The organism is candidate division KSB1 bacterium, assembly GCA_034506255.1.
GTDB classification, from domain to species: Bacteria; Zhuqueibacterota; Zhuqueibacteria; order Zhuqueibacterales; family Zhuqueibacteraceae; genus Coneutiohabitans; species Coneutiohabitans thermophilus.
Genome location: JAPDPX010000005.1, coordinates 337,907 through 353,219, shown reverse-complemented (window position 1 = coordinate 353,219; position 15,313 = coordinate 337,907). Strand labels below are relative to the sequence as shown.

Genomic DNA, 15,313 nt, shown 5'->3' with positions numbered 1-15,313 from the left:
GCCCAATCCGCAGGCAGCGGCATCGGGCCTTTTTTGTTGGGGTGAGACGCGCCCTCAGAAGCCGACTTGCACGCGCACGGCGTGATTCCACGCCACGGTTTGCCCGGCAAACTTGCCCATCTCCTCACCATAAAAGGCATAATCGGCGCGGATGAGGTAGAGATTCAGGCCGAGGCCAACCGCCGGATAGCCTTGATAGAAGCCGGTGCGCGCAGCCAGCAATGGTGTCAATCGCGTCTCGGCGCCCAGGTGCACCGTCTTGAAGAAGGTGTTCCCGCCGGTAAAAGGCTCGTCGAAGTCGAGCGCCAGTGTGAGATCATAAAACAGCTTTTTGAATTTGATCCCCGGACGATAGACCATGCCCAGACGGTAGGAAGGTGAAACCCTGTCGGGCGGCACGGGATTGTCCAGTGTGGCGCCCTTGGTATTCCACTTGAAGGGAGTGGCAAAAAGGTCGTAGATCGTTGCGCCGAAATGCAGACGCCGGTTCAAGGGATAAAAGGCGCCGAGATCGACACTGAAGCTTTGGCCGCGGTAGAAATGCAGGCTTTCGTTGCTGGAGAAACCCGAGATGGTTTTGGTTTTGCGGGTGAGCCAGCGTTTCAGGTATTTCCCGGAAACGCCAATGCTGATATCACCGGCGCGGCCGCGCGGGCCGGCGGGAAAGGTGTGGGCCAGCAAGGCCATCACCTGCACATCGCCCTGCAGGCGGACATCCACCAGGGGGATGCTGGTGGCCCCTTCAAAAATTTCATAGGTGGCCCGGCCGGTGCTGAACACGCCCAGGCCCAGGTGGCGCGACAGGAAGTGAAGGGGCATCGGACCATCCACGCCGATGACGGCCTGCTGCTGCGCGGCAGCGAGCGCCTGACGATACAGCGCATTGAGCTCGGTGGCGCTCAGCGCATTGATGTTGTTCAACTGGTCGCGATGATCCTGATAAAAACGATACTGGTCGAGCACATGCGTGTTCATGCGCAGACTCAAATCGACCAGATTGAAGCGCGGGTATCGCAGGGTGGTGAGCAGCGCCGGGTTGAAAAAGAAGACATTGTCTTGGCCGGCCACTGCCACCGCGGCCCCGCCCATACCGAGCGCGCGCACGTTGTAGACGATCATGCGCGGCAGGTCCTGGGCAGTGCCATGGGCAAACCAGCTCAGGACTGCCAGTCCGGTGAAGCGCAGGAGGTTTCGCATAGGTAGACAGCTCGTCGCGATTGGGTCAAGTTGGCAAAGACCAGCCGGGCCGTGAGCCGTCTCGCGGCGGCGGGTCGTGTTGGGGAGCGTCGGGGCAGGAACCGCACCAGCCGGTTCCTGCTGCGCGCCGCAACATGTGGTCAAAGTGGGAAAAGCTGGACATATCAGCATTTGAAGCCGTAAAGCGCACTCAAGCCCTCGAAAACGACACGAAAGAACCGGCCGGCAGGCGTGTTGCGCAAATTACCCGGCAAAGCAGCAGGCGGAACCGGTGCCGGCGTGACGGGCAAGCGGCCGAATGTGGCATCGTTGTAGTAATACCACAGGCAGACCAAACCCTGCTCGAGCAGCGGATAGGTCGTCCGGATGACGCTCTCGACCTCCCGGCAAATCTGCTGTGCGGTTTTCTGCGGGTCCTCGATGACAACTTGATAGAGGCCCGCCGCCATGTTGATGGAAAGGCGCGGATCGAGTTGGAAGCCGGTGGCGTAGTTGTGATCCTGGTCCAGCATCAACACGAAGCCGTAAACCAGCGAGGCAACGCCGCAGCTCAGATAGGCGTCATTGGCAAAGGGAAAATCGCCGGGCCTGATGGTGCCGTTGATCAACCCCGTGACCACCGGCTCGAGATCGTCCCGCACGGCATGAAACACGGCGAGCAGGCGGGCCAGCTCGGCTTCGCTGAAATCGAACAACGGCAGCGTGTCATTCACCGCCGCGATCAGGTTGCCGCGCTGCTTGTCCGCGGCCGGCGCCGCTGTGCCGGACTGCAGCGCGGTGATGAAGGTGTCGAAATTGACGTTGTAGGCGCGGATGGTTGCGACCGCATGATAGTAGCGGATCAGGGGCGTCTGCGGTGACTGCTGTTTGGCGCGCTCGAGCAGTGCCAGTGCCTGTTGCGGATTGTTGTTCCTGAGTTCGGCTTGCGCCTGCGCCAGCAGGGCCTCGGGATCATCATTCTGCTCACCCGGCTTGAAGGGGGAAAAGATATTGCACCCTGCAACAAGAACCGCAAGCAGGAGGGCGGCGGCGCGAACAGGTTTGAGTTTCATGGACACGTTTCTCCGAATGAAAATGGGCGCGTGGCCCGTGCGAAAAGCAAGCGCGGTTGCACGGCAGCGTGTTGACCGCCTGGCTAGTTGCAAAAAATGTGAAGATGAGCCCAGAGTGTCAGCTGTCCCTGCCGGTGTTGGCGCCGGCCGGATGTGGCAACCCTGGCAATTGCAGCAGAGGTGGGTGCCGTCGCCACATGCGGGCGGGCGGCTGCAATGCGCGAGAGCATACCGACAGAGGGGCTCATTCGCCGATCACTCCCGTTGGAATTTGCGCGCCGGCCATGATTTCCAGTTGTTTCAATCCGGATAATTGATTATCGTTGCGCACACGGTGAAGCGGAAACGGGGAATATTCCGCCCGGCGCCGCTGTTGTTCATTTTGTCATAACCAATCGAGGTGATGCATGAGACTGGGAAGCGCAGCGCTGCTCATACTGGTTCTGGTCATGGCACTCAACGCCTGCCGGGAAAAACCGCAATCACAACAGACCGCCGGTAACGCGCGGTCGGCCGTGCCGGAAAGCGAGAAACTCGCGGATTTCACCCTGCCGACACTCACGGGCGAATCCGTGAACTTGCGCAGTTTTGAAGGCGAGAAAGTGGTGGTGGTGAATTTTTGGGCGACCTGGTGCGGCCCCTGCCGCCGTGAGATTCCGGATTTCAACGAGGTCTACGCCAGCTATCGTGATCGCGGCGTGGAATTTCTGGGCATCTCGCTGGATGATGACCCGCGCGCGGCCGTGCCCGCTTTCATGGCGCGCATTCCGATTGCCTATCCCGTGCTGGTGGGCTCCCCCGAGATCGCGATGCGTTACAACGTCAACGGCATTCCACATACGATTATCATCGACCGCGCCGGTCGCGTGGTCAACAACTTCGTGGGCATGCTCTCGGCCGGCCAGTTGCGCGAGGTGCTGGAGCAGGCGCTGCGCAATTCGCCGCAATCCTGAGGCCCTGCCGCCAATGCCGGCCATGGTGCGCGATTATGTGTTTCTGTCAAAGATTCCTCATCTCTCCCCTTCGCAATGATCCTGGAACCGCCGGAGGCATGCGCGGTGGCAGGCTGGTATAATGTGAGGAATCTCATGTTTCGTTCACAACCGGCGGAGGATGAGCGCCGTCGCCGCTTCGAAGCGCTTGCCTTTCCGCAGATGAACGCTCTGTACAATCTGGCGTTGCGCCTGATGCGGCACCGCTTCGATGCCGAGGATCTGGTGCAGGAAACCTGCCTGCGTGCCTTTCGTTCCTTCGACCAGTTCGCCGCCGGCAGCAATTTCAAAGCCTGGATCTTTCGCATTCTGACCAACGTCTTCATCAACGAGTATCGCCGCAAAAAGCGCGTGCCGCCGCAGGTTGATTTTGAAAAAAACTTGCACTCGGTCCCTTCGGTGGACGATGAGGGGCCCGATCCTTTTGCCACCGCTCGCGACGAGCAGCGCTATGCCGATCTCTTCGGCGACGAAGTGAGCGCCGCCCTGCAAAAGCTCTCCCCTGAATTTCGCATGGTCGTGCTGTTGTGCGACCTCGAAGAATTCTCCTACAAGGAAATCGCCGGCATCCTGGGCGTGCCGATCGGCACGGTGATGTCACGCCTGTCGCGTGCGCGGCGGCAGTTGCAGCAGCATCTGGGAGAGTATGCCCGCCGCACCGGCGCAATCAAGCCGCAGAAACCGTTGCAGGAATGAAACCATGCTGGCATGCGAGGCGCGTCATGACTTTGCAATGTGAGCAGGTAATCGCAAAAGCCGCCGCCTTCATCGACCGGGAGCTGGACGAGACCACCGCCGCCGCAGTGGCCGAACACATTGCGAAATGCCCGCACTGTGCCCATGAAGTCCGGCAGCAAAGAGAAATGAAGCTGCTGGTACAACAGCATGCCCGCCGGCTGACGGCGCCTGCGGCGCTGCGGGCCCGGCTGCAGCAGGCTCTGGCGGATTATCCGACACGCTACAGCTTTGGCGGGCAGGTGCGCCAGCTCTTCCGCTGGCAGCCCGTGCCGGCGCTCGCAACCCTGGTTGTGCTGCTGTTGCTGCCCGCTGTGCTGGTTTATTTTGCCATGCGCACCCCGGCCCGCGTTGACGTCAGCCGCTTCCCGGCGATTGAAGCCAGTTTCGAAGGCGAAATCATTTGCATTGATTGCCTGCTGCTGGATGCCCTGCAGATTGTGCACGGCCACGACGCCAGCCACCGCTGCGGTCTGCGCACCGCGGAAGGCGGGATTGTCACGCTCATTGCACATGACAAAGGCAATGAGCTGATGCAACAGGCTGCCACCCGGCACAACCAGCGTGTGCTCGTGCATGGCCGGCTGTTGCCCAAGCAGGCCTACTTGCAGGTGCGGGATTTTTCCATGCTGTAACGCTGCCGGCGCCGATCGCACAGGCGGCTGCCGGTCGCACAACCCCGCCTCGTCTTCCCACCTGATTTCTCCCGGCCCCACCGGACAAGCGTCCTCCCCGGCTGCTGGCAGCCGTCTTGTTGCCGGTTGCCGCAGCTTGTCTCCGGCGTTGTGTATCGCGCCTGGCAATATCCTTCGGCAGTCACTCCGGTCTGCTGGTACGTTTGAGCAGCAAACTGGAAACCTGCGGCCGTGCCGTAGATTGCCTCGCCCCGCCTGCCGGATCTGCATCCTCCGTCACGCCGCGCATGACACCCAACCGTCTTTCAGCAAGGGGTTGAACATGAGAGGGAAAGCTGTCCGTCCATCCGTCGCCTGCGTCGCAGGGCAATGGTCACTGCTGCTGCTCCTGTTGTTGAGCAGCAACGGGGTTGGCGCGCAACCGGCGGGAGATTCCACCGGCACGAGCCGCCCCAATTTTCTGATCATCATCACCGATGATCAGCGCTTCGATTCGATGGAGTTCATGCCCAAAACGAAACGGCGGATTTTCGAGGAAGGCCTGACTTTCACGCGCGCCTATGTCACCACGCCGCTGTGCTGTCCGAGCCGGGCCAGCATTCTCACCGGCATGTATGCGCACAAGCACGGCGTGCGCCTCAATGAAGATCCGTTGCATGAGGAAACCTTCGTGGTGCGCCTGCATGAGGCCGGCTACTACACCGGTTTCGTGGGCAAATATTTGAACTCCTACACCGGATTACCGCGGCCGGAATTCGACTTCTGGGCGGCGCGCAAAGCCGGCCATTCGACTTACTTCGATCCGGTGATCAATTTCAACGGCGTGTGGCAAACCACCCCGGGGTACGTCACCTATGTCCTGCGCGATTATGCCCTGGCTTTTTTGGACAGCCTGGCCGGCCGGCAGCAGCCGTTTCTGCTGTTTCTTTCGCACACTGCGCCGCACGCACCGGTTGATCCCGCGCCCGAAGACACCCTGCGCTATCCCGATCTGCCGCGGCACCGTCCGCCGAGCTATGACGAAGCCGATGTCTCCGACAAACCCCGCTGGATTCAAGCCCTGCCCCGCCTGACCCGGGGCGCCGCCCGCAGCATCGACCAGCACCGCCGCCGGCAGTTGCAGTGTCTGTATTCCGTCGATCAGGCCAACGACAGCCTGCTCGCCACTCTGGCACGCCGCGGCCTGCTGGACAACACGGTGGTGTTCTTCCTTTCCGACAACGGCTTTCACGAAGGCGAGCACCGCCTGGTGAGCAAATGGTTCGTCTATGAAGAAGCGATTCGCATCCCCTTTGCCGTGCGCTACCCGCCGCTGATCTCCCCGCGGGTGGAACGCCGGCTGGTGGCGAACATCGACATTGCCCCGACCGTGCTCGAGCTGGCCGGTTTGCCGATTTCCTCCCGCATCGACGGCCGCTCTCTGACGGCACTGATGCGAAACGAGCACTCCTGGCGCGAGGATTTGCTCATCGAAGGCTGGCCCGAGCAGCGCGGCGGCCCGCTCTATGCCGCCATTCACACCGGCGAGCTGGTTTATGTCGAAAACCAGGGGGATCGCGCGGAGCTGTATGATTTGCGCGACGACCCATATCAGTTGCACAACCTCATCAACTCACGGGACTACGCCGCCGAGATCCAGCGTCTGCGGCAGCGTTTGCATGAGTTTCGTCCCGAGATCGAGACCAGCGTGGAGCTTGACCCGCCTGCGCCCGGGGGATTCGTGTTGTTTCCCAATCATCCCAACCCCGTGCAGGCGGCCACGGAGATTCGGTTTGCCCTGTCGCAGCGCGAACCCGTTACCCTTGAAGTCTATGACCTGATGGGGCGCAAACTTCTGCTGCAGCATCATGGCGAGCTCGGTCCCGGGAATCATTCTGTGCCGCTCGAGATGACGCGCTTCCCGAACGGAACCTATTTTTACCGCCTGGCGACGCCGACCTTCAGTCAAACGCGCACTTTGCAAGTGGTCAGATAGCCGGTTCGCGAGCGTCGCGCCGGTGGATTTCCCCACTCAGACTTCGGGTTTTCCCCTCCCACCAAAACGAACGCCCGCGCAATGTTTTTTCGCGGGAGTTTTATTTTCGTGGGAGAAAATTTTTCTCACGGCCTTTTTATGATAACCTGAATTTTGCATGCCGGCTTGCCGTTGCCCGGAAGAAATGGCTTGTTCACCAAACTCCGACAGGAGTCAACTGTTTGTAGACATGGAAATCTTGCGTGTCTTTAAGCTCCGTTAGGAATGGCCTGTAGAATTTCTCATGATCTGGCGCGGTTTTTTTGAGGAGGACCAAGCAGGTCACTCCTGACGGGGTTTGGGAAAATGCGATATGCCGCTTTACTAAAAACAGTTCACTCCTGCCGGAGTTGACCGCACGGTGGCCTGAAAAATTTTTATGCACCACCCCCTGGGTGGTTGGCCGTCGCGATTTAAGCGGCATTTCTCGCCAATCTGGGTGCAAAATTCAGGCATGCGAAAAATCGTCTCCGCCCCTGTTTGTCGCATGTGGCCGTCCGCAAAAGACAGATGCCCCGAAAGACCTCAAAAAAAGTGCTTGACAAACCTGAAAGGCAGTGTATCTTTTCCGCAGGCTGCTTGATACAAGCAGCCGCTTGTGTGTCTCAGAAATTTCCCATTGCACATTTGATGGCGCAGCAGACCGGGTATGGCCTTGCAGTCAAGACACGGCAGCTTTCGCAGCGGCAAAGCCGGGAGCGTGCGCCTTTTCCCACCCGCGGCCATGAGGTGTGTGCGGCAGCAACCGCGGCCCGCCAGCATGGCAGCGGGCCCACTGCTCGCCGCGCCCACGGCCCTTCCCTCTCCCGTCCAGCAGATTGATTCCGCACTTTCATCCCCGTCACTCAAACAACGCCGGCTGGCGAGGCCCGGCTGCCACCGGTGGTTGTCTGCCAGCCGTTTCCGCAACCTGCAGAAAGGAAAACCATGCCGGCACTGCACTGGCTGGATGTGACAGTCATCGTGGTCATGCTGGCGGCGGTGCTCGTGATTGCGGCCTACTATTCCCGCCACGCCGGCCAAAACACCGAGGCCTTTTTTCTTTCCGGCAGAAACCTGCCCTGGTATGTGGCAGGCACGGCGATGGTGGCCACCACCTTCGCCGCCGACACGCCGCTGGCCGTCACAGAATTGGTGGCGCGCAACGGCATCGGCGGCAACTGGCTGTGGTGGAACATGGCGATCGGGGGCATGCTCACGGTTTTCTTCTTCGCCAAGCTTTGGCGCCGCGCCGGCATCATGACCGACGTGGAATTCGTCGAACTGCGTTACTCCGGCAGACCGGCGGCGGTGCTGCGCGGCTTCCGCGCGCTTTACCTCGGTCTGTTCATGAATGCCATCGTGATGGGGTGGGTGCACAAGGCCATGGAGAAGATTTTCAAAGTCACCCTGCCCGGCAGTGATCCCTTCTGGCTGGTGGTAGTGACCGGCGGTTTGATCGCGCTTTATGCGGCCACCTCGGGCCTGCCCGGCACCGCCCGTACCGACAGCTTTCAGTTCGTCTTCGCCATGCTCGGTTGCATCGTGCTGGCCGTGCTGGTGGTGCGGCTGCCGCAAGTCGGGGGCTTGAGCGGCATGACGGCCAGGCTGTCGCCCCAGGTGCTGGACTTTTTTCCGCACGTGGGCGGGGTGACGGCGGCTGGCATCACTGGCGGCGCACTCAGTCTCACCATCGGCGCCTTTCTGGCTTACATCGGTGTGCAATGGTGGTCGAGCTGGTATCCGGGCGCTGATCCCGGCGGCGGCGGTTACATTGCGCAACGCATGATGGCCTGCCGCGACGAGCGGCAAAGCGTGTTTGCCACATTGTGGTTCAATATTGCACACTACACGGTGCGGCCCTGGCCGTGGATTCTCGTCGCGCTGGCGGCGCTGCTCCTGCTGCCGCGGGCGGAAAATGCCGAGGCCCTGCAGGCGGAGAACCCCGTGCTTTATGAACAGGCGGTGCAGGCATTTCACGACCCCGCGTTGTTGCGCTCCGGTGCGCCCGGCTATCACACCGCGGAATTTCGGGCGTTCTATGAAAAATACGAGAACACGGTGGATCCCGGCCTGCTCTATCCCAAACTCATGCGGGATTATCTGCCGCCCGGCCTGTTGGGCTTGCTGATCGCGGTTTTCCTCTCGGCTTACATGTCCACCATTGCCTCGCAGATCAGTTGGGGCACGTCTTATCTCATCAATGATTTTTATCGCCGCTTCATCAAACGGGAGGCGAGCGAGAAGCATTACGTTCTGATCTCCCGCTTTGGCATTGCCCTGATCGTGATTATCTCGCTGGTGGTGACCCGCCTGCTGACGACCATCTCGGGCGCGTGGGAATTTATCATCAACGCCAGCGCCGGCATGGGCGCAATGTTGATCCTGCGCTGGTTTTGGTGGCGCATCAACGCCTGGTCGGAAATCGCGGCGATGATCGCGCCGTTGGTGATCTATCCGCTGGCGCGCGCCTGGGGCCTGCAGCCGCCATTGACGTTGTATCCGGTCGTGCTCGGCACCACCCTCCTCTGGCTGCTGGTGACGTTTCTCACGCCGCCGGTCGAGCGGGAAGTGCTGCGGCAGTTTTACCGCAAGGTGCATCCCGGTGGCCGGGGGTGGAAGCCGATCGCGGACCAGCTTCCTGACGTCAAAAGTGACGGCGGTTTCGGCAGGTTGTTCGTGTGCTGGATCAGCGGGGTCGCCTTGATTTACGGTGTGCTCTTCGGCCTCGGAAGTCTGCTGTTCGGAAAATTCCTGATGACCCTGCTTTTCTTTGCCATCGCTGCCGCGGCGGTTTTCATCATTTCCAAAAGCTTGAAGAGAATCAGTTTCGAGACTGCAACATAAGGGCCCGGCCGGCGCAAGCCATTGCCGGCGTTCGCACAAACAGCCGGAGTGTGGTTGCCTGCCCGAATTTTGCGCGTGATTTGTCCGGAGAGGATTTTCCTTGTCATCATCTCTTCCCCTGCTGTTGACCGGACTCTGGCTCGGCCTGTGTGTGCCGGCCAGTGCCCGGGAGAAACCCATGTCATTGCACCTTCTGCCGCAACCGGCGCAGCTCGAACTACAACCCGGGCAGTTTCGTTTGCACGAGAGCTTCACCATGGCGGTCACCGGCCGGCCGGAGGCGCGGCTGTATCGTGCCGCCACGCGTGCGCTGCGGCGGCTGGCGGGCCGCACCGGTTTGTTTCTGCCGCAGAATTTCGTGAGACCCGGCTGGCCGGCAGACTCCGCCCAACTTGTCATTCACTGCGAACGACCCGGCCAGGTGCGCCTGGGTGAAGACGAATCCTATACCCTCACCGTCACACCCGAAAAAATTCACCTGCACGCCAACACCGACATTGGCGGTCTGCGCGGCCTGGAGACCCTGCTGCAATTGCTGGCTGCCGACGAGCAGGGCTATTTCTTTCCCGCGGTGAAAATTGTGGACCGCCCGCGTTTTCCCTGGCGCGGTCTGCTCATCGATGCCTGCCGCCATTTTATGCCCGTCGAAGTGATCCTGCGCAATCTCGACGGCATGGCCGCGGTGAAGTTGAATGTGCTGCACTGGCATTTGAGTGAAGATCAGGGCTTTCGCGTCGAAAGCAAAGTCTATCCCAAACTGCATGAGCTGGGTTCGGATGGTTTCTACTACACCCAGGCGCAGATCCGGGAAGTGATCGCCTATGCAGCCGAGCGTGGCATCCGTGTGGTGCCGGAGTTCGACGTGCCCGGCCATTCCACCTCCTGGCTGGTGGCCTATCCGGAACTGGGCAGCGCGCCCGGGCCCTATCAAATCGAAAGGGACTGGGGCATCTTTCCCGCCGTGCTCAATCCGGCGCGCGAATTCACCTATCAGTTTCTCGACAAATTTTTCGGCGAGATGGCCGTGCTTTTCCCCGACCCCTATTTCCACATCGGCGGCGATGAAATCGAGCACGGCGGCCGGCAAGCCACACATTGGAACGACAACCCCGAGATCCGGGCCTTCAAGCAAAAACACAACCTGCCGGACAACGCCGCGTTGCAGGCCCATTTCAACCGGCGGGTGCTGCAGATTCTCACCCGGCACGGGAAGATCATGGTGGGTTGGGATGAAATTTTGCATCCCGACATGCCGAACAACATCGTGATCCAATCCTGGCGCGGCCGCGAGGCCATGATCAAAGCGGCGCAGCAGGGTTATCAGAGCATTCTTTCCAACGGTTACTATATCGACTTGATCCAGCCCACGGATTTCCACTACAGCAATGATCCTCTGCCCGCGGACTCACCGCTGAATGAGCAGGAGCGCAGCCGCATTCTCGGCGGCGAAGCCACCATGTGGTCGGAAATGGTTTCGCCGGAGACGATCGATTCCCGCATCTGGCCGCGCACTGCGGCGATTGCCGAACGCTTGTGGTCGCCCGGCATGGTCAAGGATGTCGATGACATGTACCGCCGGCTGGCCGTCATCTCCCGGCAGCTCGAGGAACACGGCCTGACGCATGAAAAAAATTATGACATGATGCTGCGGCGCCTGGCGGGCCGTGACAACATAACCGCGCTCAAAAATCTTGTTGATGTGATCGAGCCGGTGAAATTTTACAACCGCAACCGCCTGCGCCGGCAAAATTCCTTTTCGCCGCTCACGCGCGTGGTCGATGCCGCCCGGCCCGATGCCGCGGTTGCCCGCAACTTCCGCAGGCTGGTGGCGCGTTATCTCGCCGGCACCGGCCGGCCGGAAGAGGCGGCGGAGATCAAATCCTGGCTGGTGCTGTGGCGCGATAATCATGCCGCGCTATTGCCTGTCATCAAAGCCGCGCCCGTGCTGGCGGAAATCGCCCCGCTGTCGCAGGATCTCGCCGAGATAGCCGGCATCGGACTGGATGCGCTCGGCCGCCTGGAAAGCCAACAGAGCAGCGACGAGGCGTGGCAACAGGAAAAGCTGGCGATTCTGCAAAAAGCGGCAACCCCTCGCGGGCAAACGGAATTGATGGTGGTGACGGCCATCGAGCAACTGGTGCAAGCCAGCGGCAACAGACCGAGGTGAGTGATTGCGCTTACCGGGAGAGCACCGTATGTCAGTATCACGTCAAGACAGACTGCTGTCGCTGGATGTTTTTCGCGGGATCACCATCGCCGGCATGATCCTGGTCAACAATCCCGGCAGTTGGTCGCATGTCTATCCGCCGCTGGCGCATGCCGAGTGGGACGGCTGGACGCCCACCGATCTGATCTTCCCCTTCTTTCTCTTCATCGTCGGCGTGGCCATGGCCTATTCCTTCGGGAAAATTTTGCAGACCGGCGAGAAGCCGAAAGGCATTTACTGGAAGATCCTGCGCCGCACGCTGATCTTGTTTGGGCTGGGAATTTTTCTCGCTTTGATTCCGGTGAATCTGCCTGCCGGCTACAACTGGTTCACCGACACGCTGTTGAAGGTCCGCATTCCGGGTGTGTTGCAGCGCATTGCCGTGGTTTATTTCTGCGCGGCCATGATCATGCTGCATTTTCGGCCGCGCAGCCAGGCGTGGTGGGCGGCGGGTCTGCTGGTTATTTACTGGCTGGTGATGAAGCTCGTGCCCTTCAACGTGATGCAGGACGGCGTTGCGGTCACGCATGTGGGCGAACTGACCAAGGAAATCAATCTCGCCGCCTGGCTCGACGACAAAATCTTCCACGGCCACACCTGGCAGGTGGGCGCGTATCTGCATCGCGATCCCGAAGGCTTGCTCAGCACGCTGCCAGCGATTGCCACGGCACTGTTCGGCGCGTTCACCGGCTACTGGTTGAAGCGCGGCAAGCCGCCGTACGAAACCGTGTGCGCACTCTTCGTCGCCGGTTTCGCCGGCCTGCTGCTCGGCAGCATTTTGGATTACGGCTTTCCGATCAACAAATGGCTGTGGTCGCCCTCGTACGTCGTCTTCACTGCCGGCATGGCGCTGGTGTTCCTCGCGATGTGCCACTATGTCATCGACCTCAAGGGCTGGCAGTGGTGGATCAAACCGTTTGTCATCTTCGGCATGAATCCGATTGCGTTGTATGTGCTGGCCGGCGTGTTCACGCATCTCATTCTGCTCATCAAAGTTTCGGCGGCGCCGGCGGTCAGCCTGAAGACCTGGATCTACCAAAATCTCTTCGCTTCCTGGCTGGGTGCTATGAACGGGTCGCTGGGCTTCGCGATTGCCTATATCGGGTTTTGGCTCGGCATCATGACGATCTTTTACAAGAAGCAGATCTTCATCAAGATTTAGCGCTGTGCCCTTCAGGCAATTGGTTCGGGGGCGCGTGCCGCATCACGACTTATCCCCACGAATCGACAGAGAACCATTTTTTATGCCCGCACCCTTTAGGTAATTGGCCGTCGCGATCAAAGCGGCGTTTCTCGCCGAGGAGATCAATCCGGGTGCAAAATTCAGGTCGTGACATTGGACTGTCTGCACGCCCCGCAATCCTCGTGGTGTCGGCGCTTTGCCGCTCGGTGGCTGTTCGGGCGGTGACGGCTGCAAAAATCCGGCGGCCGTGGAAAAATCACTTGCATTTGACCCGGCCTTTGCTATTTTTCTGAATGATGATTCATTCAGTGCGGAAGCCGGCCGCCGCGCCGCATGATGACGAGAGCAAGCCATGAAAATACTCGCTACTCCCGCGAAGCCGGGCAACGAACGTGCCGGCCGCACGCCGGACAAGCGCGCCCGCATCCTGAAAGCCGCGGCCAAAACCTTTGCCCGCAAAGGGTTCTACCACACCAAAATCGCGGAGATCGCACGGCAGGCTGGCATTGCCGATGGCACCATCTATCTTTACTTCAAAAGCAAGGATGACATCCTGATCTCGCTCTTCGAAGAGAGCATGGAAGGCATCCTGCAGGAGTTCCGGCGGCGGCTGGCCGAGTGCCGCGATTCCGCCGCGAAGATTCGCTCGTTCATCCATTTGCACTTCGAGCTGGTGCGTACCAACCCCGACCTGGCGGCGGTGATGCAACTGGAGCTGCGCCAATCCAACCAGTTTATCAAGCAATATGCCGGCACCCGCATCAGCGATTATCTCAACCTGATCGGCGACATCATCAGCGAGGGGCAGGCGAGCGGTGTTTTCCGGCGCGACATTCAGCCGGGCGTGTTCAAACGCGCGCTGTTCGGCGCACTCGACGAAATGAGCACGCTGTGGGTGCTCTCCCGCACCAAAAAATACGATCTCCAGGAGGCCGCCGAGCAAATCGGCACGTTGTTCCTGACGGGCATGCTGGCACCTCTCCCCACTGAAGCCGGGGCGCGGGCTGCTGCCGCGCCGTGCGGCAGTGGCGGTGAGACAGGCAGGTCAAACCTAGCAGAGTGAGACAGATCATGCGCGACGTCGTCATTGTCGAAGGCATTCGCACGCCTTACGTGAAAGCAGGCACGGACTTCAAAAGTTTGCCGGCGCAGGAACTGGGCCGTCTGGTGGTGCGCGAGCTGATTGAGCGCAGCGGCATCGATCCCGCAACCATCGATGAAGTGGTGGTCGGCAACATTGCCCAGCCGCCGGAAGCCACCAACATTGCGCGCGTGATCGCGCTCAAAAGCGGCATCCCGCGGCACGTGCCCGCCTACACGGTGGCGCGCAACTGCGCTTCCGGCATGGAGGCCATCGCCCAGGCCCATCTCAAGATTGCGGCCGGCATGGCGGAGATCATCGTTGCCGCCGGCGTGGAATCGATGAGCAACATCCCCCTGCTCTACCCGCCGGAATATGCCGAGGTGCTCGCCGAGGCCGCGCGGGCAAAATCTGTCGGCCAGCGCCTGACCGCCTTCGCCCACCTGCGGCCCCAATATTTCAAGCCCATCATCGGCCTGCAGGTGGGCCTGACCGATCCGGTGTGCAATCTCAACATGGGGGAGACCGCGGAGGTGCTCGCCAAGGAGTTTCACCTCACCCGTGAGGAGCAGGATCGTTTCGCGCTCATGAGCCATCAGCGCGCGACCTGGGCGACCGACTCCGGCAAGCTGCGCGAGGAAATTCTGCCGGTGATGCCGCCGCCCAAATACAACACGGTGATCGATGAAGACAATGGCATCCGCAAGAATCAAACGCTGGAAGCGCTGGCCAAACTCAAACCGGTTTTCGACCGCGAATATGGCAGCGTGACCGCCGGCAATTCCAGCCAGATCACCGACGGCGCAGCGGCGGTGCTGGTGATGTCCGCCGAAAAAGCCCGCAGCCTGGGGCTGGCGCCCATGGGCCGGATTCGCGGCTATGCTTTCGCCGGCCTCGATCCGGCACACATGGGGCTGGGGCCCGCCGTTGCCACTCCGCTGGCGCTCAAGCACGCCGGCGTTTCCTTCAAAGACATCCAACTGCTCGAGATCAATGAAGCCTTTGCCGCGCAAGTGCTCGCCAATGAGATGGTCTTCCGCGACCGCGCCCTGGCGCAACGCTGGCTGGGCCGCGAGGAGCCGATCGGTGAAATCAACCGTGACATTCTCAACGTCAACGGCGGCGCCATCGCACTCGGCCACCCGGTCGGCAGCTCGGGCACGCGTTTGGTGTTGACCCTGCTGAAGGAGATGGGCCGGCGCCGGCTCAACCTCGGCCTGGCCACGCTCTGTATCGGCGGCGGCCAGGGTGGCGCGATGGTGGTGGAACGAGTGTGACGCGGCCTGCCGCGCAGGCCGCCGGCGTGCCCGGCAACCACCGCAAGCCTGCTGTTTCCCTTTTGCCCGTTCCGGCCTGACGGGCGGGATTGCAAGATCAAGGAGCTCGAAAACA

At 60.7% G+C, this 15,313-nt stretch carries 12 protein-coding genes; 9 read left to right on the top strand and 3 right to left on the bottom strand.

The features are described from left to right. Positions 1 to 54 precede the first annotated feature (54 nt). Complete coding sequence (locus ONB52_12285) at positions 55 to 1,197, bottom strand: hypothetical protein (protein ID MDZ7416919.1); 1,143 nt, start codon at positions 1,195 to 1,197, stop codon at positions 55 to 57. A 164-nt stretch (positions 1,198 to 1,361) separates the two neighbouring features. Continuing rightward, positions 1,362 to 2,249: a hypothetical protein gene (locus tag ONB52_12280; protein ID MDZ7416918.1), complete on the bottom strand. Its 888-nt coding sequence runs from the start codon at positions 2,247 to 2,249 to the stop codon at positions 1,362 to 1,364. A 407-nt stretch (positions 2,250 to 2,656) separates the two neighbouring features. Here ONB52_12280 and ONB52_12275 point away from each other — a divergent pair, with 407 nt between their 5' ends. From ONB52_12275 to ONB52_12245, 7 genes are all read left to right on the top strand, one after another. After that, the gene (locus ONB52_12275; protein MDZ7416917.1) at positions 2,657 to 3,202 is read left to right on the top strand and encodes a TlpA family protein disulfide reductase; all 546 of its coding nucleotides are present in this window, start codon (positions 2,657 to 2,659) and stop codon (positions 3,200 to 3,202) included. Between the two features lie 135 nt (positions 3,203 to 3,337). Then, entirely contained in the window at positions 3,338 to 3,937 is a 600-nt protein-coding gene (locus ONB52_12270; protein ID MDZ7416916.1) for a sigma-70 family RNA polymerase sigma factor, read from the top strand. 26 nt (positions 3,938 to 3,963) lie between these two features. Further along, a complete protein-coding gene (locus tag ONB52_12265) occupies positions 3,964 to 4,611 on the top strand; it encodes a zf-HC2 domain-containing protein (GenBank protein ID MDZ7416915.1) in 648 nt (215 codons plus the stop codon). A 322-nt stretch (positions 4,612 to 4,933) separates the two neighbouring features. Continuing rightward, positions 4,934 to 6,586: a sulfatase-like hydrolase/transferase gene (locus ONB52_12260; GenBank protein MDZ7416914.1), complete on the top strand. Its 1,653-nt coding sequence runs from the start codon at positions 4,934 to 4,936 to the stop codon at positions 6,584 to 6,586. A gap of 966 nt (positions 6,587 to 7,552) precedes the next feature. Next, entirely contained in the window at positions 7,553 to 9,451 is a 1,899-nt protein-coding gene (locus ONB52_12255; GenBank protein ID MDZ7416913.1) for a Na+:solute symporter, read from the top strand. 178 nt (positions 9,452 to 9,629) lie between these two features. Beyond that, entirely contained in the window at positions 9,630 to 11,618 is a 1,989-nt protein-coding gene (locus ONB52_12250) for a family 20 glycosylhydrolase (protein MDZ7416912.1), read from the top strand. Between the two features lie 28 nt (positions 11,619 to 11,646). Next, positions 11,647 to 12,819, top strand: coding sequence for a DUF5009 domain-containing protein (locus tag ONB52_12245; GenBank protein MDZ7416911.1), 1,173 nt, complete (start codon positions 11,647 to 11,649; stop codon positions 12,817 to 12,819). Positions 12,820 to 12,861: 42 nt separating this feature from the next. On the opposite strand, the gene ONB52_12240 is transcribed toward ONB52_12245, so the two are convergent. Further along, positions 12,862 to 13,194, bottom strand: a complete 333-nt coding sequence (locus ONB52_12240) for a hypothetical protein (protein ID MDZ7416910.1) — start codon at positions 13,192 to 13,194, stop codon at positions 12,862 to 12,864. Between ONB52_12240 and ONB52_12235 the strand changes: the two genes are divergently transcribed. Together ONB52_12235 and ONB52_12230 are read left to right on the top strand one after the other, a co-directional pair. Continuing rightward, entirely contained in the window at positions 13,193 to 13,903 is a 711-nt protein-coding gene (locus ONB52_12235; protein MDZ7416909.1) for a TetR family transcriptional regulator, read from the top strand. The two genes, ONB52_12240 and ONB52_12235, sit on opposite strands and share 2 nt — an antisense overlap. Before the next feature lie 8 nt (positions 13,904 to 13,911). Then, entirely contained in the window at positions 13,912 to 15,198 is a 1,287-nt protein-coding gene (locus tag ONB52_12230; protein ID MDZ7416908.1) for a thiolase family protein, read from the top strand. The last annotated feature ends 115 nt before the right edge of the window (positions 15,199 to 15,313 follow it).

Excerpts from the sequence above, each read along its gene's own strand:
- ONB52_12285 (MDZ7416919.1), bottom strand. The coding sequence starts at position 1,197 with ATGCGAAACCTCCTGCGCTTCACCGGACTGGCAGTCCTGAGCTGGTTT.
- ONB52_12275 (MDZ7416917.1), top strand. The coding sequence starts at position 2,657 with ATGAGACTGGGAAGCGCAGCGCTGCTCATACTGGTTCTGGTCATGGCA.
- ONB52_12230 (MDZ7416908.1), top strand. The coding sequence starts at position 13,912 with ATGCGCGACGTCGTCATTGTCGAAGGCATTCGCACGCCTTACGTGAAA.
- ONB52_12250 (MDZ7416912.1), top strand. The coding sequence starts at position 9,630 with ATGTCATTGCACCTTCTGCCGCAACCGGCGCAGCTCGAACTACAACCC.
- ONB52_12245 (MDZ7416911.1), top strand. The coding sequence starts at position 11,647 with ATGTCAGTATCACGTCAAGACAGACTGCTGTCGCTGGATGTTTTTCGC.
- ONB52_12235 (MDZ7416909.1), top strand. The coding sequence starts at position 13,193 with ATGAAAATACTCGCTACTCCCGCGAAGCCGGGCAACGAACGTGCCGGC.
- ONB52_12260 (MDZ7416914.1), top strand. The coding sequence starts at position 4,934 with ATGAGAGGGAAAGCTGTCCGTCCATCCGTCGCCTGCGTCGCAGGGCAA.
- ONB52_12240 (MDZ7416910.1), bottom strand. The coding sequence starts at position 13,194 with ATGGCTTGCTCTCGTCATCATGCGGCGCGGCGGCCGGCTTCCGCACTG.
- ONB52_12270 (MDZ7416916.1), top strand. The coding sequence starts at position 3,338 with ATGTTTCGTTCACAACCGGCGGAGGATGAGCGCCGTCGCCGCTTCGAA.
- ONB52_12255 (MDZ7416913.1), top strand. The coding sequence starts at position 7,553 with ATGCCGGCACTGCACTGGCTGGATGTGACAGTCATCGTGGTCATGCTG.
- ONB52_12265 (MDZ7416915.1), top strand. The coding sequence starts at position 3,964 with ATGACTTTGCAATGTGAGCAGGTAATCGCAAAAGCCGCCGCCTTCATC.
- ONB52_12280 (MDZ7416918.1), bottom strand. The coding sequence starts at position 2,249 with ATGAAACTCAAACCTGTTCGCGCCGCCGCCCTCCTGCTTGCGGTTCTT.